Source organism: Segetibacter aerophilus (assembly GCF_007991655.1).
Classification (GTDB): Bacteria; Bacteroidota; Bacteroidia; order Chitinophagales; family Chitinophagaceae; genus Segetibacter; species Segetibacter aerophilus.
Genome location: NZ_BJYT01000010.1, coordinates 119,912 through 140,471, shown reverse-complemented (window position 1 = coordinate 140,471; position 20,560 = coordinate 119,912). Strand labels below are relative to the sequence as shown.

Here is a 20,560-nt window from a genome sequence, read left to right as displayed (position 1 = left end):
GTTTCTATTTAACATTCTTGCGTCGCACACTTGTACTACATCTCAATATTGTTTAAAACCTATTTCCCTTCGAATTTCCTCTTAACCATTTCCAGGTGATCAACAAACTTTTTCACATTGGAATCATACCCGTATTTAATGTCGCTTAAAGGGTTTTGGTTTAGATCAAGAAACATATAGAGCGGCTGGGCGTTGAAGCCAAACTTCGTTATCTCAAAATCTTTATTCTTATCGCCTACGGTTACTATTTTTTCGCCTGCTTTGTTGGTGTATTGCTCATCATCCGGCAACTCAGTAGACTCGTCCACATATAAACTGATCAATACAAAATCTTCTTTTATTCTTCTCAATACTTCCGGGTCGGCCCATACCTCAGCTTCCATCTTACGGCAGTTCGCGCAGCTATGACCTGTGAAGTCAAGCATTACTGGCTTGTTCAAAATTTTCGCTGCTGCCATCCCTTCTTCCAAATCGAAATAACCCGGGAGTCTGAATGGAGTATGCAACTTATCGACATACTTTTTAGCTGGAGGAGCAGCAGTCTTTGAACTGCCGGAGCTAACTCCACTAGCTTTTAAATCTTCTAACTGGTATTTTATATCCTGTAAATTAAAATCCTGCGTGCTTGTGTGCGGGAGCCATCCACCAATGCCTTTAAGAGGAGCACCCCATAAACCAGGAAATAGATACAATGCGAAACAAAAAGATGCTATCGCAAAAAACAACCTCGGAACGGTGATAAAAGGAAGGTCGCTGTCGTGGCTAAATTTTAGTTTGCCCAGCAAATACATTCCTTGGAGCGTAAAGATTACTATCCAAATTACCAGGAAGATCTCACGGTCAAGTAAGCGCCAGTGGTAAGCGAGATCTACATTAGAAAGAAACTTCATAGCCAGTGCAAGCTCTATAAAACCGAAGGTAACTTTCACAGTATTCAGCCAACCGCCGCTTTTGGGCAAGCTCTTAAGCATTGACGGGAAATAGGCGAAAAGTGAAAATGGTAAAGCTAGCCCGATTCCGAATCCAAGCATACCCATCACAGGCGCTAAAGTAACGCCTTGCGTTGCGGTTTTGCCGAGCAACGTTCCTACGATTGGTCCTGTACAGCTAAAGCTTACAATCACCAGGGTTAGTGCCATAAAGAAGATGCCAACAAGACCTCCTTTTCCCGCTTTTTCATCAGCCTTATTTGCCCAACTATTCGGCAGGGAGATATCAAAAGCGCCAAAAAATGAAATGGCAAAGAGAATGAAAATGGCAAAGAATAATAGGTTGGTTACGGGGTGGGTTGATATATTATACAAAGCGTTACCACCAAAAAGTAAAGTAAGAACGAGGGTAGGAATAGTATAAATTAAAATGATTGATAAAGAGTAAAAAGTTGCATTTCGCAAACCTTCGCCTCTTGACTTACTTCTCTTGAGAAAAAAACTAACAGTAACCGGCACAAGTGGAAAAACACAGGGAGTTAACACAGCAACAAGGCCTGTTACCAGGCAAAGAAAAAATGTAGACCACAAAGAACCGTCATCAGTCGTCGCAGCAGCAGTTGACGGAGCGCCAACAGCTTTGATCTTAACAGAAAAACTTTCATCGCCTGTTGGAAACTCATCGTTAAAACTTGCTAGCCACGTAACTGTTCCTTTTATTTTAGCACTATCGGCTGCAGCAAGATTTAGTGGTTGCCTCCATTCCACGCTGTCTGAAAAATATCTTACTTCCTCACCAGCGGCAGCATTCATCGCGGTCTTGAGATTGCCAATTTCAATAAGGCTATCCTTTAGATATTTTTGGCTTAAACTATCAATTTCAACCGAACTGCAAAATGCGTCGTCTACGGATTTTTTCTTTGTTGAAAACAACTGAACCTTGTCCGAAATTTTCGCCTTTATTGACAGGTATGCACCTTTTTCATCACGATTTCCTGAAAATGAAAACTGCACATGTTTGGACACTTGTGCAGTTAACGTATGCGAAACAAAAAAAAGTAAAAGAAGAGAAAAGGGTTTAAAAAATTTTATCATCGTGGGTAAGGGTTATCAATTACAAAGAAACGCTAAACGTTTTCTTTGTTGGCGGAAGGCATTGACTATCGTCACAGGTCATATATTCTACAGTCACGTTTACATTCGTTTTCACATTCCCCTTTACCTTAACTGCCTGCACAAAGTCTACTTTGTCACCAAAGTATTTCACTTTAGTATCAAACAATTTGTCATAGTTTTCCTTCAGGGAACCAATTTCTTTCACTTCCCCGTTAAGGGTTATTAATGGATTTTTAGTGAATTTGAAATTAGTAGCAACAGGCCCGCCCTCTCCTGTTTTTTGAGAATAGATATGCCACGGCTTCGGCATTGTAGCAGTAAGTACAACCTCGTAAAAGCCCGCTTTTTTTCTGCTTGTTGCGGTCCACTTTACAGGATCTTTTACCTGTGCAGCAGAACTAAAAGCAAACAAAACAAAAATGATAAAAGATATAGATGTGCGCATGTTTAAAAAATTTGATTATTTGACTAAACTCACAGTCAATTGTAATCTCGTTTGTGTTAATTCAATCCCAACAACTTGAAAACCTGTATCCCATCTATGTTACCTAACGCAGGTGAAATAGCTCTTTCAGGATGTGGCATCATACCAAAAACATTGTTTTCTTTATTTCTGATTCCAGCAATATTTCTCATCGCTCCGTTTGGGTTGCTTAAAGGTTCAATGTTGCCTTTTTCATCGCAATACCTAAACATCACTTGTCCCGCGGCTTCCAATTCATCCAGCACATTTTCTTCTGCATAATACCTTCCTTCACCATGAGCGACAGGTACCATCAGCGGCGTTTTAGCATCGTCGGTTATATAAACATTTTTACAGACAAATTGTTGCTGCGCGTTTGGCAACAAGGCCCCCGGTAGCAAACCACTCTCGCACAAAATTTGGAAACCATTACATACTCCCAGTACTTTTCCACCCCTTTTTGCAAAATCAATAACGCTTTCCATCATAGGACTAAAACGGGCAATCGCACCGCAACGGAGGTAATCGCCATAAGAGAAGCCACCCGGTAGTACAATGCAATCGTCGGTTGAAAACATGCTGATGTCTTTGTCTTTATGCCAGAGCATTACCACCTCTTTGCCTAACTCGTTTTGAAGAGCGTCCTGCATATCTCTGTCACAGTTTGAACCAGGGAAAACAACAATTCCAAATTTCATAATAGAAGGATCTTGTGCGACGAAGGTAAATAGTCAATTGTAAATACTGTTCTAATATTTGGAGTGCAGTGCTTCGAGGAGGGTTTCTCGCGGAAGGCGCAGAAATCGCGGAAGCTTTTTTATTTCGTGCCTTCCGCGCTTTCTGCGAGAGCCTTCATGTCAAGCTATCAAAAGATGCCTAAAAACTTCTTTTTCTTGTAAATGCCCTTTAGATCATTTTCAAACAAGGTGTATGGGTCGTCATAGAATTTTTTGAAGTCAGGAGCGCTGACCTGGCCGGGAAAAGGCGCATAGAAATGAGTCGGACTGCGAATGTCGTTTCGCCAGACAAGCACGTACGCAAGTTGCATCTTGTGTGCTTTCATTACTTTCAAAAGTGTTTCAGTCCACCACGTTGGGTTGGGAATAGTTTCGAGACCTGTTTCTGTGAAAGCTGCTAATTTGCCCGCTTTTGCAGCATAGTCCGAAACGATCTTGAGCTTTTTTGCTGCAGTTTCGAGATCATATTTATCGCGGCCCATGTCGCCATAGTTGTCCACTCCGACCATGTCCACCCATTCATCTCCAGGGTAGCGGTCGAGATATTGCTCTTCGCTTAGGAAGCGGTTATCGGGCGAAAATGTGTAAATGAAGTTATGGACGTCAAGACTATCTCTTAGATAAGACACAGTAAAGCGCCATAGTGATAAAAATTCTTCTTTTGTACAATGAGGCTTACCCCACCAAAACCATCCTCCGTCAAACTCATGGTAGGGTCTAAAGAGCATCGGTACAAGCTTGCCGTCCGCTACTTTTGCGCTTTTTGCAAATTCAGCAATACCACCTAAAATTTCTTTGTAGAGTGCATTTGATTTGCCGCCGGGAATAAGATATTTTACGGCAGGTACAGAAACAGAATCAACCCAATTAAAACCACCTTTTGACAGCGGGTTAGGGAAATGCCAGGCAACCGTAGTAACGCCTCCACGGTTGTAAGTGTTTATGACAGTTTTTCTTACATCATTCTTTGCTCTTTGTCTTGACTCCGGTGTGCCGCCCGTAAAGCCACTGAAGTCAACACCGATCACGGCCGGGTGAGAACCAACAACTGATTTTACGTCTGACCGGTTTTCATCTCCTGACCAGCCATGCCCATATTCAGTAGCATGTTGGTGACCGAAGAGTGTATGTTGTTTAGACAGCTTTCTTAGGTTGTCATACAATGCTTTGGTTTCTTTGGTAGCCTTAGCATCTATGGGCGCGTTCTTTTGACTGTTGCCAGCCAGCGCAAGGAATAAAGCCAGAAGGATCAGGTACACTTTCACGGACGAGAATTGTTTTTGATTATAAAAGATTGGCAAGGTAAGAACGAGCTGTTCTAACAGCAAAAACAGGATGTGTATTAGCTACATTTCCTGCAGAGGTTTGAAGCTTTTTTGAAGAGATTGCTAGTTTTTGAATAATGATTTACTGTACAAGGGAGTGACACAACGATGTCGAAAAATGGTCGGGTGCTTACAACACAAAACCTTTATGGCACCACCTGCCAGTTCTTGACAAGCGCAAGCACGAGCAGTGACCAGAACATAAGATTTGGTAAAGTATTTTTCTTCGGTCCGAGGAAAGCTTTCGCCATGTAAGGGCTTGCAGGCACAATCCAAAGCAAAAGACTGTCTATTCCCACACCCTTATTAATGAAAGGTATTGGTAGCATTACCAGCAGCATTACAGTTAGCACTACCCAGTTTTTACGAACCTGTATGAGAAGACGGCGAGTTTCCTGCTGCGAGTAAACCATGCCGAGAATAAGGATAATGAGTATTAAACCAACGGTTACAAAAAAGGCCGGCGAAATAGTGGTGCGTGGGATATTAAGCCCCCAGTTTGGGATATATAGTAAGATAGTACTGAGACGGTCAGTAAGGTATAGGTAGGACGCAAGGAAATAATATGGAAAAACAACGCCCATCAATAAGACTACCCATTCAGTAATTACGAACGGTCTGACAACAGTTAAAGCAAAAAAAGCAACTAAAATAAGAAGGGCCGAGGGGTGATATAAAATGATACCAATACCTATGAGAAGACCAATATTAAAAAGTAAAGTTTTGGGATTTGGATTGTTATATAAGCGTATCGTTTTTGCAAAGAGCCAGATGACTAAGATATTTTCAATTAATGCAGGAGTTAGGTTACCCCATTCTTTAAAAATTCCTGTCAATAATATATATACCATGGCAGCAAGAAAATTATTCTTGCTATACATGCGATGATCATTAAAAAGATAATTGATTCTTAGTGCCTGGATAATGACAAAAGCATGGTAGATGAAAATAACAATGACAGGATTTAACGGGGCAATATAGTTGCTTAAGAAAACAGAAAGCAGACCGTCCGACCGCCCCGCCGGTACAACAGGAACATCAACTATAAAGTGGCTATGGACGATAAAGCTCAGAATAAAGAGCCAGACAACTGCTGCCGGGGACCGGTCTTTAAATAACGCAACCACTCTTTATGTTAACAGGTTTATTTCTATAAATCTAACCGTGCAAAACAAAGATAATTTCGGTACATGCATGGAAAAATTATTTGCCTGCTGCCAACCTGTTTGCCATAGCGAGCCATGAAATCGTAACCCTGATCAAGATTTCTAAGTGTTGGATTACGGGTAACCTGGCCTGTTGGAGAAATGCTTTGGTCGTTTAATAATTGAAGGCGTTTTTCCTGTTGATTAAATAAGAAGTGAAGTTGATCGCCGGTATTTAACAAAGAGTAACCGATGAATGCATCGGTTTCATCATCGTACTGATTTTTGTTCAATACATTGCTCCAACTCATTGTTCCGGTACTGTCAAAAGAGAACACTGCTATGTTTTGAGCATTGTAACGGGTGCTTTGTCCCAAGGTGTTATACCTGTACCAGGGATATCCGTATCCATAAGGACTGAAGCTGTAATAATCCATTGGTCTAAGGAAAGGCGAACCGTACATATAGTCGTAACGATTATAATTTCCGCCTCTACCCGTACTAAAGAAGGACTCGGCCGCCAGTAGGAAACCACCATCTTTTCTTACAATCAGGTTTCTTATGAAAAAATCATTGAAAGCTGACTTCACACTGTTATCGCCTTTGGCATCATTTCTCAAGTTTTCGTTGAACTCATAGGAAAGTACCGACTTTGCGGAGTCTGCAGCTTTATCCCAGATGCACGTGTAAAGACCTTCAATGTTTCCGCGGCGGGAGCGGCTATAAAAAGATGAGATGATATAGTGTTTGTTGTAGTTATCTACCTTAAGGCGTATATCGTCGAGTGATTGATTATTTAGCTGAACCGGCTTCGCGCTTACCTGGTCACTCCCCAACTTCTTCTTAAAGAAATAAAGCTTTTGAATCTTATCATTCTCCTGGCTTTGCACTGCTCGCACAAAGGCAAAATCTCCTTCGTTATCAATTACAAATTCAGTTAGGTAATCATGTCGCTCAGGCATGCGAATGCTGATATATTGTTTGTCTTTTCTTTCGAGCTCTTTATTAAAAATGGAAGTTGTTAATAAGAAATTGTCTTCATTCTTACTATTGATTTTAAATAAGCCAATATATTCTTTGTCCTCGCTATTTATAACAGAGTAAATTTTGTTGCTTGCAAGAAACCCAATTTCAGTAGTATCCATCACCATAGGGCTTCCGACTATTTTTCCATTGCCATCTATTTTTGCAGCCATTGCATATACAACGTTCCTCTTTTGATATTGATAGAACATGTAGCTGTAGTCGGGATAGGCCAGGAAGTCGGCATTGATAATGCGATCGGGTAGAAAGTCCATCTTCACCCTTTCTTTCTGTTTCATGTCAAAGTCGTATACGCTGATGGCATAAGAGTTCCTGGTGTTTTTATAGATTAGAATATTTCCGGCAACTTTTCCAATTATCTCAAATTCTGTTTGCCTGAAATCGTTTTTATCTGGTTCACTATATATAACCCGCTGCGCGTTTGCAAAACAAACACTCGTTAAAAGCACTATTATGACAGCAATTCTTTTCATACCGACTTTAAAAATTTTAATCCTAACAAATGTAAGCTATGTGAAGTATGTAATTATCCAACGATATCTTAACACTTACCCCTTTGAAGATAGATTGAAAGAAGGAGGTAAAGAATTAACCAATTATTTACTTTTGTAACATAAAGTTGCCTGGACGACATAATTAAGAGGAATTGCTTAGCGACTTGCTTCTTATTTTTTACTAATCAAACTCATTGTGAGCCGCAATATAAACAAGGTTACTGCAGGCGGATTATTGATAGCACTGGGAATTATATATGGTGATATTGGTACTTCACCTCTATACGTTTTTAATGCCATTATAGATGATCATATTATTAATCAGCAGCTCATCCTCGGCTCTTTATCGTGCATCATCTGGACCCTTACTTTACAGACCACCCTCAAGTATGTAATACTCACCTTAAAAGCAGACAACAATGGAGAGGGTGGCATCTTCAGTTTGTACGCCCTGGTGCGACGAAGGAAAAAGTGGCTGGTGATGCCTGCAACGCTTGGCGGTGCCTCTTTGTTGGCGGACGGTATTATAACACCACCGGTTTCCGTGACGTCAGCAGTAGAAGGTCTGAGACAGATTCCCGGTTGGGAAAGTATCTCCACTACCCTCATTGTAATCATTGTACTTGCCATACTTTCTCTTTTGTTTTTTATGCAGCAGTTTGGTACCTTGACTATTGGTAAGATGTTCGGGCCTATCATGCTTGTTTGGTTTACGATGCTTGCTATTCTTGGGGTATATCATATTTCTGATGACTTCGCAATACTGAAAGCGCTTAGCCCACATTATGCTATCAAGTTGCTTACAGTTTATCCTGGTGGATTTTGGATTTTAGGCGCTGTTTTTCTTTGCACTACCGGAGCGGAAGCCCTTTATAGTGACATGGGACATTGTGGAAAAAGCAATATTCGCGTTTCATGGATCTTTGTAAAATCAGCCTTAATACTTAATTACTTCGGACAAGGCGCATGGTTGCTTCACAATTATACAGGGGTAAGAATGTCAGATAATATGGAAGGTGACATCAATCCTTTCTTCGATCTGATGCCTCAATGGTTTTTGCTGCCCGGAATTGCAATTGCTACCGCCGCTGCTATTATCGCAAGCCAGGCTTTGATATCGGGTTCCTTCACCCTTATTAGTGAAGCTATGCGGTTGAACCTTTGGCCGAAAATGAAAATCAATTATCCTACCGAAGAAAAAGGGCAGCTATATATACCGGGCATCAGCTTACTGTTATTTATCGGTTGCGTAGCCATCACGTTGTACTTTAAAAAATCGAGCAACATGGAAGCCGCTTATGGCTTGGCAATTACCCTTTGCATGATCAGCACCTCTATCTTATTTGCCAACTACCTTATTAGTAAGAGAACGGCGCCTGCGTGGATTTACTTATACCTTGTTGTTTACCTTACTATAGAGACCTCTTATTTGGTTGCCAACCTCAAAAAATTTCCGCATGGCGGTTTTGTTACGCTCATCGTTGGGGGAGCTTTATTTGGGGTAATGTATGTATGGTACCGTAGCCGGAAAATTAAAAACAGGTACATCGAGTTTGTTCGCTTGCAGCATTACATTTCTCAAATACAGGAATTAAGTAGCGACAGAACAATCCCAAAACATGCTACTCATTTGGTCTATATGACCAGTGCGAGCAATCCCAAAGAGATAGAGCATAAAATCATATACTCGATTTTAAATCGCAAGCCAAAGAGAGCTGACATTTATTGGTTTGTGCATGTGGATGTGTTGGATGATCCTTATACTTCTGAGTACAATGTCGATCATATTATTCCAAACGATATCATAAGGGTTGAATTCAGGCTTGGCTTCAGAGTAGCTCAGCGTATCAACCTGATGTTTAGAAACGTAGTTGCCGATCTTATGCTCAACAAAGAAGTTCGCATTAAAAGCAAGTACGAAATCATAGAGGAAAGTAACGTGACGGGAGACTTTCAATTTATTGTGATGGAGAAGTTCTTAAGCCAGGACAACGAACTGCCTTTTATTGAGAAGTTAATTATGAGATTATATTTCTGGATAAAAGACATTAGCCTTACTGAAGAACGGGGCTTTGGTCTTGACCCCAGTACAGTTACCGTCGAAAAATTCCCGTTAATCGTAGCCCCGGTTTCAAACATAAAGCTGAAGAGAATTCTCACCGACTAGGGCCAGCTATGAAACAAATAACAGCAGAGCAGTTGAAAGATAAGCTGGGCCAGAATGGAGATTTCTACCTCCTGGATGTACGCGAAGAGTACGAACATGAAGATTTTGACATTGGCGGAACACTTATTCCATTAGGTGAAGTGATGAGTAAAGCAGCCGAAATACCAACTGATGTTCCGGTTATTGTGTATTGTCACCGTGGCATTCGCAGCCAAATCGCTATCCAAAGGCTGGAGGACAAATTCGGCTTTACAAACCTTGTGAACTTACAAGGCGGATTAGAAAAGTGGGAACGATAGCGGGAAATTGTTGTAGCCGGCATTTGAATAAAAATAGGGCATTGTTGTGTCACACTCTTCTACTTTAAATGTTTACTCAGCTATCCTTCGCATGCTCCATTTTATAAAAAAAACCTGAAGTGTGCGACGCAACAATGTTGCTATATGTACAACTGACGGTCAACAAAAAAACACACCTTGTGGCAGGCGTTTTACTTTGAAACAAAAAGCAACGAGAATTTAAATAAAGAAAACTTTGCAAGTAGACGTGCCGTTCACATAAAATAGATACATTCAATTTTCCTTACACCTACATTTGAATTTAACCCAACTGCTGCACATGCACCTTCTACAACTTAAGAATCTGAAAAAATATTATGCTACGCAAAAAGCCGTAGACGACATAAGTTTCTCGATAGAGCAAGGAAGTATTTTTGGTCTGCTTGGCCCCAACGGCGCCGGTAAGACAACTTTGCTTCGAATGATAACCGGCATATTTTATCCCGATGAAGGTGAGATTATTTTCAATGATAAAAGGTTCGATCCGTTAAATGATACACTCTTTATAGGCTACATGCCCGAAGAAAGAGGGCTGTATAAGAAAATGAAAATTGGTGAGCAAGCGCTTTATCTGGCGCGCCTGAAAGGCCTCACAAAAAGCGAGGCGATGGAGAAGATTAAATACTGGTTCACCCGGTTAGGAATGGAGAGCTGGTGGAATAAAAAAGTAGAAGACCTAAGCAAAGGGATGAGCCAGAAGCTGCAATTTGTAGCAACTGTTCTGCACGAACCAAAGCTTATTATTCTTGACGAGCCCTTTAGCGGTTTGGACCCCGTGAATGCAAATTTGATAAAAGACGAAATTTTTGAATTAGCAAGAAGAGGTAGTACAATCATCTTTAGTACGCATCGGATGGAGCAGGTAGAAGAAATTTGCGATCATATTGTATTGATAAACCAGGGCAAGAAAATACTGGACGGCACCGTACAGGGAATAAAGCAACAGTTTAAAGAAAATCTTTTTAGAGTACAGCTTTCAAATGAATTAACCGATGTTCGAAGCGAGGCGTTTGAAGTTGTCAACCAAAATGCAAACCAGTTAACAGTTAAAATAAATGAAGGCCGCACAAGCAATGATGTGCTGAAGTATTTCATTAACGAGAATGCTTCTATTGAAGCTTTTAATGAAGTTCTTCCATCGCTAAACGAAGTTTTTATCAGGCAGGTTGAGGGAACAAGAACTACCCGTCAATTTCAAAAAGTAACTGTTTAACCTACTTTCTTTCATTTTTCAATTTCAACCAAAACATGAATAAAATACTTTTAATTATACAACGCGAGTACCTCGTTAGGGTTAGGAACAAAACGTTCATTTTGTCGACCATTCTTACCCCTTTATTATTTGCAGGCTTGATTACTACCGTCACTATAATTTCTGTAAAAAATATTGATCACGAGAAAATAGCTGTGATTGATCATACGGGAACAATGGAAGGCAATATAGAAAACACGAAAGCGCTATCATTTGAATTTCCTAAGGGAGTTGATAGCACAAACTATATAGCCAAAGGTTACAGTGCACTTTTATATACTCCTGGTGGCGGTAATAATGGCTATAAACTAATTTCCAAAAAGCAGTTGGGTATGGTGGCTGAGTCGCAGCTTGAAGATAAAATAAACGAGACCCTTGAGAACCAGCTTCTAAAATCGAAGTACAACGTAGATGTAAAAGATCTGGAAGCCGAGCGCAAAAGAATAGGTTCTGCTAAAATAGACCAGACCTACCAGGAAGGCTCAGAAGTAAAACGAGGTAATAGTGGGCTGGCTTATGGTATAGGATACGGCAGCGGCTTTCTGATCTACATTACGCTACTTATTTATGGAATGATGGTGATGAGGGGCGTTACTGAAGAAAAGACAAATCGTATAGCAGAAGTAATTATTTCATCGGTGAAACCTTTTCAACTGATGATAGGAAAAATTATAGGAATAGGAGCAGTAGGATTAACACAGTTTCTTATTTGGATAATTCTTCTCGTTGGTCTTACATCCGCAGCAACTGCTTTGTTGCCTCATGAGACACTGCAACAAGCGCAGGAATCGACGCAACAAATGCCCGGAGGCGGAAGCATGAGTGCAGCTAGTGGTGCAGCCAACGGATTTGCTGATTTTACTAATACTCTCAGCCAGGCAAATTGGTTCCTGATTATTGGCTGCTTCCTGTTTTACTTTTTATTCGGGTATCTTTTTTATGCATCACTATTTGCTGCAGTTGGTAGCACTGTAAATGAGGATGCACAAGATGCCCAGAGTCTACAACTGCCGATTACGATGCCAATCATCGTATCAATTATCATCATGATGAACGCTATTACAAATCCTTCGGGAAGTCTTGCGACTTGGGCAAGCTTGATACCTTTTTGCTCACCTATTGTCATGATGGCAAGAATTCCTTTCGGCGTTCCCGGTACGGTTCCGTACTGGCAACTGTTATTGAGCATGACGCTGCTGGTTGGCGGTTTTCTGTTTACAACCTGGGTAAGTGCGAAGATTTACAGAACCGGAATTTTAATGTACGGGAAAAAAGCAACCTGGAAAGAAATGTTGAAATGGGCCTTTAGAAGCAATTAAAATTTATAACAGAATAATAAAGCAATAAAAAAGGACGAATTAATTTTCGTCCTTTTTTATTGTTATTACATTTTCATTTTCCTGTTTTATCTTTTTGTCTTTTGACTTTCGTGCCTTCACCATTTCGAAGCTTACCCCTAAAGACATCCCCGGTTGTAACGCAATATTTTCTTGTGTAAACTTTTCGTAACCTTCCATCTCGAAAGCAATTTTATAATTTCCTGCCGGAAGATTTCTTACGCTGTACATTCCTGTTGAATCAGTAAGGGCAAATTTTTGCCCTTGAAATGCAGAAGAGCTTAAGGTAACCACGGCTTCATTTAAGGGAGTTTTTGAACGAGCATCTTTTACTATTCCACTTATTATAGCCATTTTTTTCTCCTGGCTAAAAGATGTAAAAGACAGCAAGATTGCCACTACAAGAGTCAGGGACAGTTTAAATCTCATGTGCTTTATGATTAAAAGGATGATAAAGCTAAAAACTAAAAATGATTTCGCCGAAAGCAGCAACTGCTATCAATCGCGGTTTTCGACTTCCGACTCGCGTTTTTTAAATACCTGTTAAAAAAGCTCAATATGGTAAGAAACTTCAAACTTACCGGAAGGTGCCAATGTGTTAATGCCTTCTTTCTCTTTGAAATTTCCTGATGCATTTACACTGTCGGCTATTCCACACCAGGGTTCTATGCATACAAAGTCGGCCCCTTTTGTTGACCAAATGCCGAGAAACGGAAAGTTTTCAAACCGAACTTTCAGGCCATGTTCTGTTTTAGGACTGGTGATAGAAATTGAAGTTGATTCAAGCTCTTTTAATACGATTGCATCAGCAGAAAACATTTCCTTTTTCAGAGGTAGTATTGTTTCGTTATTAAGCAAGGGTTGAGATGTTATTTCTATCAATCCGTCTGGAGATATAGGCCATCTGCCAATTGTTTCAGTTTTGTCAAAAACCAGCCGATAATCTACAAAGCTCGTTCCATCTATCAACGGTACTTTAAATGCGGGATGGGCGCCCACAGAAAAAAGCATATTGTCTGAACCAAGGTTTTCAACTATGAAAGTAATTTGAAGCGAACTTTCGAGGAGCGTATAAACAACGTAAAACTTAAATTGAAACGGGTATTTTTCAAGCGTTTCTTCATTTGATTGTAACACGAACGCAATTGAATTTTCACTTTGTTCTGATACTTCAAATTCCATTTCACGTGCGAAACCGTGGCGGCTAAGATTGTAGTTTTCGCCGTTGTATTGGTATGTCTTATTTTTTAATTCGCCCACAATTGGAAATAATACGGGACTATGTTTACCCCAAAAAGCAGGGTCGCCGCTCCACATGTATTCAAGCTTATGTTGCTTATGATAAAGGCTTTGAAGTTCTGCGCCTTTGGTGGCTACTATGATAGAAATGTAATCGTTTGAGATGGAGGGCATAGCTGATGATTGATTTGTAGTACAAGTGAGTGACACAACGATGATGCCATGAAAGACAAAGGCTGGAAACTCAGAAGTGTCTCGCAGAAGGCGCTGAAGTCGCAGAAAAAAAGGAAACAACTTCTTGTCTTTCGCGATTTCTGCGTCTTCCGCGAGAAATCTTCTTCTTAACTATTCTTCGATAATTCTCTCATCCACCACATTTGCAAAAACGCGGGCACTAATGCGTCGAAGCGGATTTTTATGATTTTCTTCGTAAACAGCACGACGATTTATGATCTCAATACATTCGAAAGTGGCAGATACAAACGACGATGCGTCGGCAATACCTTTTCCGGCAATATCGAAGGCAGTACCATGGTCGGGGCTGGTGCGAACAATAGGTAAGCCGGCAGTATAGTTAACGCCTTCGCCAATGGCAAGTGATTTAAAAGGTATCAACCCCTGGTCGTGATACATGGCCAGCACAGCGTCGAACTGCTCATGCTGCCCGCGGGCGAAAAATGCATCAGCACTATACGGTCCGAACACCAACAGGTTATTATTTTTAGCTTCTTTGATGGCCGGTTTAATGATCGTTTGTTCTTCCTTGCCTATCAGGCCCTCGTCGCCAGCATGAGGGTTCAGCCCTAGCACGGCAATCTTAGGTTTGTCAATACCAAAATCTTTTATAAGACTATTGTTCATGATGCGCAACTTGCTAAGAATAGCAGCACTGGTTATATGACTTGCAAGTTCTGTAACAGGCACATGTTCCGTCAACAAACCGACCCTGATGTTACTGGCTGCAAGCAGCATGACCACATCATCTACATGGAAAGCATCTTTGAAATAAGGCGTATGTCCACTGTAGTTGAACTCTTCTGATTGAATATTTTTCTTGTGTATAGGAGCCGTTACAAGGCCATGTATTTGTTTGTTTTGGAGTGCTTCTACAGCAGCTTTCAAAGATTTGAAAGCATATTTTCCGCCGGTCTCATTTAGTTGACCTGGAGTTATAGCTACATCCTCTTCCCAGCAGCTTAACACGTTTACCTGCTTAATATTGGGTTTGGTTAAATCTTTAATAATGGTAAAAGTGAAGTTTATATCAAGCAAGGTTTTGCGATAAAAATTGATGCTTTTGTTATTTGCAAAAACTACAGGAGTACAAAAATCAAGTATGCGGGTATCGCTCAATGCTTTGATAATGATTTCCAGTCCAATGCCGTTCAGGTCGCCACAGCTAAATCCAATGATAGGCTTTTGCAATTCGGTGCTCATATTACTTGTGCGTTTGAGGCGCAAAAATAGTGAAACTATTAGTTACCGTTGAAAGGGATGATTTAGACCTAAGTAGGGCTTTTAGACGGAGCCGGTAATTTTCCTATGTGTCACCAGTCACAACCTCATTAAAAGTTTACGTTTAAGATTTACTTTTGGCGCTCATGGAATACAGGTTAAAAAAATCGTTGGGTCAGCATTTTTTGAAAGATGAAAATGTATGCAGGAATATTATTGACGAATTGCAGAAACAGCCTTTTGAACGATTATTGGAAGTTGGCCCCGGGGGAGGAGCGCTTACAAAGTATCTTTTGAAAATATCCGGTATAGACTTTAAAGCTGTGGAACTTGATAATGAAAAGGTCCTGTTTCTCGACAAAGCATTTCCGGCAATACGGGGAAGAATTATTAATGATAGCTTTCTTGATATTGATGCACCTTTTGATGACGAGTTTACAGTTGTAGGAAATTTCCCGTACAACATATCTACCCAGATCTTGTTTAAAGTATTAGACTGGCGGCAGCAAGTTCCAACGGTTGTTGGGATGTTTCAAAAAGAGGTAGCCGAGCGGGCCGCCTCAAAAAAAGGCAGCAAAGTGTACGGGGTTTTGAGTGTGCTGGTCCAGGCTTTTTATAAGGTGGAGTACTTGTTCGATGTTGATTCTTCTTGCTTCAATCCGCCACCAAAAGTAATGAGTGGGGTAATCAGGTTGACAAGGCGTGAAACGGTACCAGAGATGAGAAGCGAGAAAGCATTTATTAACCTGGTGAAAACAGCATTTAACCAAAGAAGAAAAACCCTCAGAAATGCTGTAAAGTCTTTGTTTACTGCAGAAGAATTAAAGGATGAATTGTTTGATAAAAGAGCCGAAGTATTAAGCGTTGAAGATTTTGCCGCCTTAACTTTTCGGATGAACTAACAGAAAGACTTAACCACAATATTTTGAATCCAACAGTCATTATAACTGCTCCGGCTCATACCTACCTGGAGGAGACGCTTAAGAAAAATCATTTTGAAGTCTTATATGTTCCGTCTATTTCTTACGAAGAATTAAGAGAGAGGATTGCTCATGCTGTCGGATTGATTGTAACAACCCGGCTGAAGATTGACAAAGCACTAATTGATGCGGCCCCACACTTACAATGGATAGGAAGGCTGGGAAGCGGAATGGAACTGATAGATGTGATATACGCCGAAGGCAAGGGAATAAAATGTGTAAGTAGCCCGGAAGGAAACAGGAATGCCGTGGCAGAACATGCGCTAGGTTTGTTACTCAATTTGATGAACAACATCACGAAAAGCTTTGACGAACTGAAGCGCAATCTTTATTTACGTAACGACAACCGGGGTACTGAACTAGCGGGAAAAACAGTTGGGATAATAGGCTTTGGAAATAATGGAAGTGCCTTTGCTAAAGTGCTTGCACCCTTTGGAGTTACAGTGCTAGCTTTTGATAAATACAAGCACGATTTTGCAAAAGGGTATATAAAGGAAGCAAGCCTCGAACAGGTTTGCCGGTATAGCGACGTGATTAGTTTGCACGTACCTCTTACAGATGAAACTTATCATCTTGCTAATGACGAATTCTTTCAATCATGTAAGAGTAAGCCATATTTTTTAAACTGTTGCAGGGGTAAGGTCACAGATACAAAAGCTATGATTAATGCGCTGGATGCCGGATTAATCAGAGGTGCAGGTTTAGACGTTTTAGAAAACGAAAAACTAGATACCTATACGCCCGAAGAACAGCAACAACTTAAAAATCTTTTTGAAAGACCTAATGTCATCATAACCCCTCACATTGCCGGTTACTCGCATGAAGCGTATTATCTAATGTCTAAAGTTGTGTTAGATAAACTGGGTATTAAGTAACGTTTCAATTTCACCTTCAAAAGCGAGATCAAAATCTTTATAAAAACTTCCTTCTTTTGACAGTGAAGAGCCTGTCCATTCTTCGCCCTCAGCATAAGGGTTTGGAGTACTCCAGGGGCATTCCGCCACAGCTAACATTCCGGCTCCTTGGCATTCGAGCTTGAAGACATAACGCCCATCTTTGTCAACTTTCAAGTTCACCAGGTCGAAATCCAGCCATTGATTTTCATGTGCTTTGGTAATAGTCCGAGAGGTTTCTGCTTTCTTCTCCTTAAAAGTATAGTTGGAATGATCGAAAGCATAGATACTTAAGGTAGCATTACATGAGCCGTAAACAACCGAAGAAAAAAGTTTTATTCGTTGTAATAAACCACTTGCTGGAGCGCGAAAGGTTTGACCGGTATAGTAATCGATCCCATTCTTGCAATTTCCAACCCAGTATTACGGGCCAATCTCTTTAAGGCCGAAAGTAACAACTGAAGTGTTTTTTTTAGGGATGTGAGCAAAGGTTATCATAGTATAACATTTGCCTGGCCTAGATCAATTTAAGAGCCAAAAATTAAAAATATCAGTTAAAGCAAAAAGCAGCAGGAAACTAACAATACAGGTATTCGAAACGACTAGAATTTTAATTATATTTAATGAATTTCTTATTTTTGCCAGATGCAACGCTGCAAGTCTTTGTGGCGTTGTATTTTTTTATGTCTTTTTAAAACGAAAGAAAATGAGTGAGACTACTAATTATGTAACAAAAGAGACTTTTGAGTTAATGAAGCAGGAATTGCACCAGTTGAAAGCGGTGGAAAGACCTGCCGCATCGCGTGCAATTGCAGAAGCTCGGGAAAAAGGCGACTTAAAAGAGAATGCCGAGTATGATGCTGCTAAAGAAGCCCAGGGAATGCTTGAGGCTAAAATAAAACAATTAGAAGGGGTTATTGCAACTGCTAAAATTGTAGATACAAACACCATTGATACAAGCAAGGTTACTATTTTAACACGTGTTACCATAACTAACATGGCAACAAAAAAAACAGTGACTTACCAGATAGTTGGTGAAAAGGAAGCGGACTTAAAAGCTAATAAAATATCCGCTTCATCACCTATTGGCAGGGGATTAATTGGTAAAGTAAAAGGTGAGATAGCTGAAGTGCAGGCACCCAACGGTGTCATGAAATTTAAAGTGGAAGACATTACAGTGTAAGCTGTTGCAAAGTTTTTTTAGCCGGCCTTTGGCCGGCTTTTTCATTAGAATTAATCATATTAAAACTGACCATAAAAAAATTTGTATGACAATATTTTCGAAAATTATTGCAGGCGAAATTCCTTCTTATAGAGTTGCAGAGAATGATCTGTTTTTTGCATTCCTCGACATTTACCCGGTACAGAAAGGACATACACTGGTGATCCCGAAAATAGAAGTCGACAAAATATTTGATGTACCGGACGAGTATCTTGGCGGCTTACTCTTGTTTGCAAAACCGATTGCCAAAGCTTTAGAAAAGATTTTTCCGTGTAACCGCGTAAATATAATTACGGTGGGTCTTGAAGTACCTCATGCTCATGTGCATTTAATTCCGATAACGCATGCGTCAGATGTTCATCTTAATAATCCAAAAATAAAATTGTCTAAAGAGGAGTTTGCAGATATACAGCAAAGGATAATTGCTGAAATGGGTGCAAGCAACTAACGGTCTTGTGTTCCGGAGATTGTGCCGTTAAACCCTTTTCCGTTTGCTTGTTGTAGTGATGATTTGATTGTTTATGTACTTAGCATTCGCTATCCTTTAAGCTTTTGTTGCGTCGCACCCTTCGACTTTTTATTGGTCTCGCTGAGGTAGTTTTCAGTGCCCAATTACGTAAACGTAATGGTAGATGAATAATGAATTACAGTACAAGAGAGTGACACAACGATGTCAAGCAGAGCACTGAAGCTGGATCAAAAAAAAAGCTTCCCCTAGTGACTTACTGGCTTGATGACCTTAGTGACTATTCATTTTATTACCCGTCCCGGATTTTTTGATATAAAATCTTCCCAACCTTTCAAGCCTTTTCCGAGTTTTCCGATCACTGAGTTGGATTGATAATGGTGACAGAGGGCGACTGCAAGCGCATCCGTTGCATCAAAATATTGCGGCTTTTCTTCGAGACTCATAATGCGTTGCAGCATCTTCCATACCTGGTCTTTGTCAGCATTTCCATTTCCTGTGATGGACTGTTTTACTTTTTTAGGAGAGTATTCTGTAACAGTCAATCCAGCCTGCATCGCTGCCGCGATAGCTACCCCTTGGGCTCTTCCAAGCTTCAACATACTCTGTACATTCTTTCCAAAAAAGGGGGCTTCAATAGCAAACGTATTTGGTTGGTAGGTAGCTATAAGATCAACAACTGTAAGGTGTATTCTCTGCAGTCTTTCATATGCATCAGTCTTGCTTGATAGCTTTAGCGCATCCATCATCACTAGCCTTGGCGTACTTGTGGTAGCATCCATCAACGCATAGCCCATAAACAACGTTCCCGGATCGATGCCTAATATTACATTTCTACTCTTTATCATTGCTATTTATAACTGAGCGTGAAAGTAACTTATCTATATCTATCATACTACCACCTTGCGGTATAAATGGTTGTGGAATTATAATTTAGTAGGTTTGGCAAAATTTTACACCTCCTGACCAAAAGTCTTAAAATATTTTTTAATTATTTCTTAGGTCCTGTTTTATTTATTTTTTTAGCCTTTTCTATTTATCGCAACATCGTTCATCAACCCGATTGGAAAGACGCGCTGCAGCAAATAAAAGTTTCTATCTACGGCGAGCAAGGATGGAAGGCTGTACTTGTAATTGTTTTAATGCTTGCCAATTGGAGTTGCGAAGCACTAAAATGGAAAGTGCTCATCGGGCACATTCAACAAATATCTTTTCTTACTGCCTTTAAAGCTATTCTATCAGGCCTCAGTGTCTCCGTTGCCATGAATACACCAAACGGAACGGGTGAGTACTTTGGACGAATTTTATATATAAAACAAGGAAACCGAATAAGGGCGATCACACTAACATTTGTGGGAAGCATAAGCCAGTTAATTGTTACCATGTTATTAGGTACGATAGGATTGTTCTTACTAAGACGAGAGTTTTATAATGCAACAAGTCAGAGCGTTCACATTTCACTTGCCATGATTAACGGCATCGCTTATGGTTCCGTAGTGGTAACGATAGCGCTAGTTTGTATGTATTTTGAACTGAGTTGGTTAGTCCGTTTGTTGGAAAAAATTCCCTTTATTGCAAAATTTGCTTTTTTCATTCAAAAGCTTGAAGACTTCAGGTGGCAGGAACTTCTAAAGGTGTTGTTAATTTCTATTCTTCGTTATAGCGTGTTCGTTATTCAATACCTTTTATTGTTACAAATATTCAACGTAGGGATTAATATTGCTACAGCCTTTTGGCTAATCACAATTATGTTTCTTATTTTGGCCGTCGTTCCAACAATAGCTTTGGCTGAATTAGGTGTTAGAGGCAAGATCAGCATTTTTCTATTTGGGGCCTTTAGTACCAATACTTTAGGGATTGTTTTGACCGCCTCCACCATCTGGCTTATTAACTTAATCTTGCCTGCTTTGGCAGGGAGTTTGTTCGTCCTAGGCATAAAATTGTTTAGAAATAAGTAG

20 protein-coding genes are annotated in these 20,560 nt (G+C 40.3%); 9 read left to right on the top strand and 11 right to left on the bottom strand.

Annotation, left to right across the window (positions count from 1 at the left end):
• Window positions 1-59: 59 nt before the first annotated feature.
• The 6 genes from SAE01_RS14320 to SAE01_RS14295 all read right to left on the bottom strand — a co-directional run bounded on the left by SAE01_RS14320 (window position 60) and on the right by SAE01_RS14295 (window position 7,232).
• Complete coding sequence (locus SAE01_RS14320) at window positions 60-2,024, bottom strand: protein-disulfide reductase DsbD family protein (protein WP_147204467.1); 1,965 nt, start codon at window positions 2,022-2,024, stop codon at window positions 60-62.
• A gap of 19 nt (window positions 2,025-2,043) precedes the next feature.
• Window positions 2,044-2,490 (bottom strand): protein-disulfide reductase DsbD domain-containing protein, encoded by a 447-nt coding sequence (locus tag SAE01_RS14315; RefSeq protein WP_147204466.1) that lies wholly within the window; start codon window positions 2,488-2,490, stop codon window positions 2,044-2,046.
• 56 nt (window positions 2,491-2,546) lie between these two features.
• The gene (gene purQ, locus SAE01_RS14310) at window positions 2,547-3,206 is read right to left on the bottom strand and encodes a phosphoribosylformylglycinamidine synthase subunit PurQ (RefSeq protein ID WP_147204465.1); all 660 of its coding nucleotides are present in this window, start codon (window positions 3,204-3,206) and stop codon (window positions 2,547-2,549) included.
• 167 nt (window positions 3,207-3,373) lie between these two features.
• Window positions 3,374-4,510, bottom strand: coding sequence for a glycoside hydrolase family 26 protein (locus SAE01_RS14305; RefSeq protein WP_218029161.1), 1,137 nt, complete (start codon window positions 4,508-4,510; stop codon window positions 3,374-3,376).
• Window positions 4,511-4,716: 206 nt separating this feature from the next.
• Window positions 4,717-5,697 carry a hypothetical protein gene (locus SAE01_RS14300; RefSeq protein ID WP_147204464.1) on the bottom strand — a complete coding sequence of 327 codons (981 nt, stop codon included), beginning with the start codon at window positions 5,695-5,697 and terminating at the stop codon, window positions 4,717-4,719.
• 23 nt (window positions 5,698-5,720) lie between these two features.
• A complete protein-coding gene (locus tag SAE01_RS14295; protein ID WP_147204463.1) occupies window positions 5,721-7,232 on the bottom strand; it encodes a hypothetical protein in 1,512 nt (503 codons plus the stop codon).
• Between the two features lie 217 nt (window positions 7,233-7,449).
• Here SAE01_RS14295 and SAE01_RS14290 point away from each other — a divergent pair, with 217 nt between their 5' ends.
• The 4 genes from SAE01_RS14290 to SAE01_RS14275 all read left to right on the top strand — a co-directional run bounded on the left by SAE01_RS14290 (window position 7,450) and on the right by SAE01_RS14275 (window position 12,329).
• Window positions 7,450-9,420, top strand: a complete 1,971-nt coding sequence (locus SAE01_RS14290; RefSeq protein WP_147204462.1) for a KUP/HAK/KT family potassium transporter — start codon at window positions 7,450-7,452, stop codon at window positions 9,418-9,420.
• A gap of 8 nt (window positions 9,421-9,428) precedes the next feature.
• Window positions 9,429-9,719, top strand: coding sequence for a rhodanese-like domain-containing protein (locus SAE01_RS14285; protein WP_147204461.1), 291 nt, complete (start codon window positions 9,429-9,431; stop codon window positions 9,717-9,719).
• 319 nt (window positions 9,720-10,038) lie between these two features.
• Window positions 10,039-10,971: an ABC transporter ATP-binding protein gene (locus SAE01_RS14280; RefSeq protein WP_147204460.1), complete on the top strand. Its 933-nt coding sequence runs from the start codon at window positions 10,039-10,041 to the stop codon at window positions 10,969-10,971.
• A 35-nt stretch (window positions 10,972-11,006) separates the two neighbouring features.
• A complete protein-coding gene (locus tag SAE01_RS14275) occupies window positions 11,007-12,329 on the top strand; it encodes an ABC transporter permease (protein WP_147204459.1) in 1,323 nt (440 codons plus the stop codon).
• Window positions 12,330-12,368: 39 nt separating this feature from the next.
• Here the strand turns inward: SAE01_RS14275 and SAE01_RS14270 are convergent, their stop codons facing one another.
• The 3 genes from SAE01_RS14270 to pdxA form a co-directional block, all read right to left on the bottom strand.
• The gene (locus SAE01_RS14270; RefSeq protein ID WP_147204458.1) at window positions 12,369-12,776 is read right to left on the bottom strand and encodes a carboxypeptidase-like regulatory domain-containing protein; all 408 of its coding nucleotides are present in this window, start codon (window positions 12,774-12,776) and stop codon (window positions 12,369-12,371) included.
• 114 nt (window positions 12,777-12,890) lie between these two features.
• Window positions 12,891-13,760 carry an aldose 1-epimerase family protein gene (locus SAE01_RS14265; protein WP_147204457.1) on the bottom strand — a complete coding sequence of 290 codons (870 nt, stop codon included), beginning with the start codon at window positions 13,758-13,760 and terminating at the stop codon, window positions 12,891-12,893.
• A 171-nt stretch (window positions 13,761-13,931) separates the two neighbouring features.
• Window positions 13,932-15,023, bottom strand: coding sequence for a 4-hydroxythreonine-4-phosphate dehydrogenase PdxA (gene pdxA / locus SAE01_RS14260; RefSeq protein ID WP_147204456.1), 1,092 nt, complete (start codon window positions 15,021-15,023; stop codon window positions 13,932-13,934).
• 164 nt (window positions 15,024-15,187) lie between these two features.
• Here pdxA and rsmA point away from each other — a divergent pair, with 164 nt between their 5' ends.
• Window positions 15,188-15,943, top strand: a complete 756-nt coding sequence (rsmA, locus tag SAE01_RS14255) for a 16S rRNA (adenine(1518)-N(6)/adenine(1519)-N(6))-dimethyltransferase RsmA (protein WP_147204455.1) — start codon at window positions 15,188-15,190, stop codon at window positions 15,941-15,943.
• A 23-nt stretch (window positions 15,944-15,966) separates the two neighbouring features.
• A complete protein-coding gene (locus SAE01_RS14250; protein ID WP_147204454.1) occupies window positions 15,967-16,896 on the top strand; it encodes an NAD(P)-dependent oxidoreductase in 930 nt (309 codons plus the stop codon).
• On the opposite strand, the gene SAE01_RS14245 is transcribed toward SAE01_RS14250, so the two are convergent.
• Window positions 16,873-17,091 carry a hypothetical protein gene (locus tag SAE01_RS14245; protein ID WP_147204453.1) on the bottom strand — a complete coding sequence of 73 codons (219 nt, stop codon included), beginning with the start codon at window positions 17,089-17,091 and terminating at the stop codon, window positions 16,873-16,875. The two genes, SAE01_RS14250 and SAE01_RS14245, sit on opposite strands and share 24 nt — an antisense overlap.
• Before the next feature lie 529 nt (window positions 17,092-17,620).
• Between SAE01_RS14245 and greA the strand changes: the two genes are divergently transcribed.
• Complete coding sequence (greA, locus tag SAE01_RS14240; RefSeq protein WP_147204452.1) at window positions 17,621-18,097, top strand: transcription elongation factor GreA; 477 nt, start codon at window positions 17,621-17,623, stop codon at window positions 18,095-18,097.
• An 85-nt stretch (window positions 18,098-18,182) separates the two neighbouring features.
• Entirely contained in the window at window positions 18,183-18,584 is a 402-nt protein-coding gene (locus SAE01_RS14235) for an HIT family protein (protein ID WP_147204451.1), read from the top strand.
• Window positions 18,585-18,886: 302 nt separating this feature from the next.
• Here the strand turns inward: SAE01_RS14235 and ruvC are convergent, their stop codons facing one another.
• Window positions 18,887-19,450, bottom strand: a complete 564-nt coding sequence (ruvC, locus tag SAE01_RS14230; RefSeq protein WP_147204450.1) for a crossover junction endodeoxyribonuclease RuvC — start codon at window positions 19,448-19,450, stop codon at window positions 18,887-18,889.
• 294 nt (window positions 19,451-19,744) lie between these two features.
• Between ruvC and SAE01_RS14225 the strand changes: the two genes are divergently transcribed.
• On the top strand, window positions 19,745-20,560 hold the full coding sequence (locus SAE01_RS14225) for a hypothetical protein (protein WP_371860470.1): 816 nt from the start codon (window positions 19,745-19,747) through the stop codon (window positions 20,558-20,560).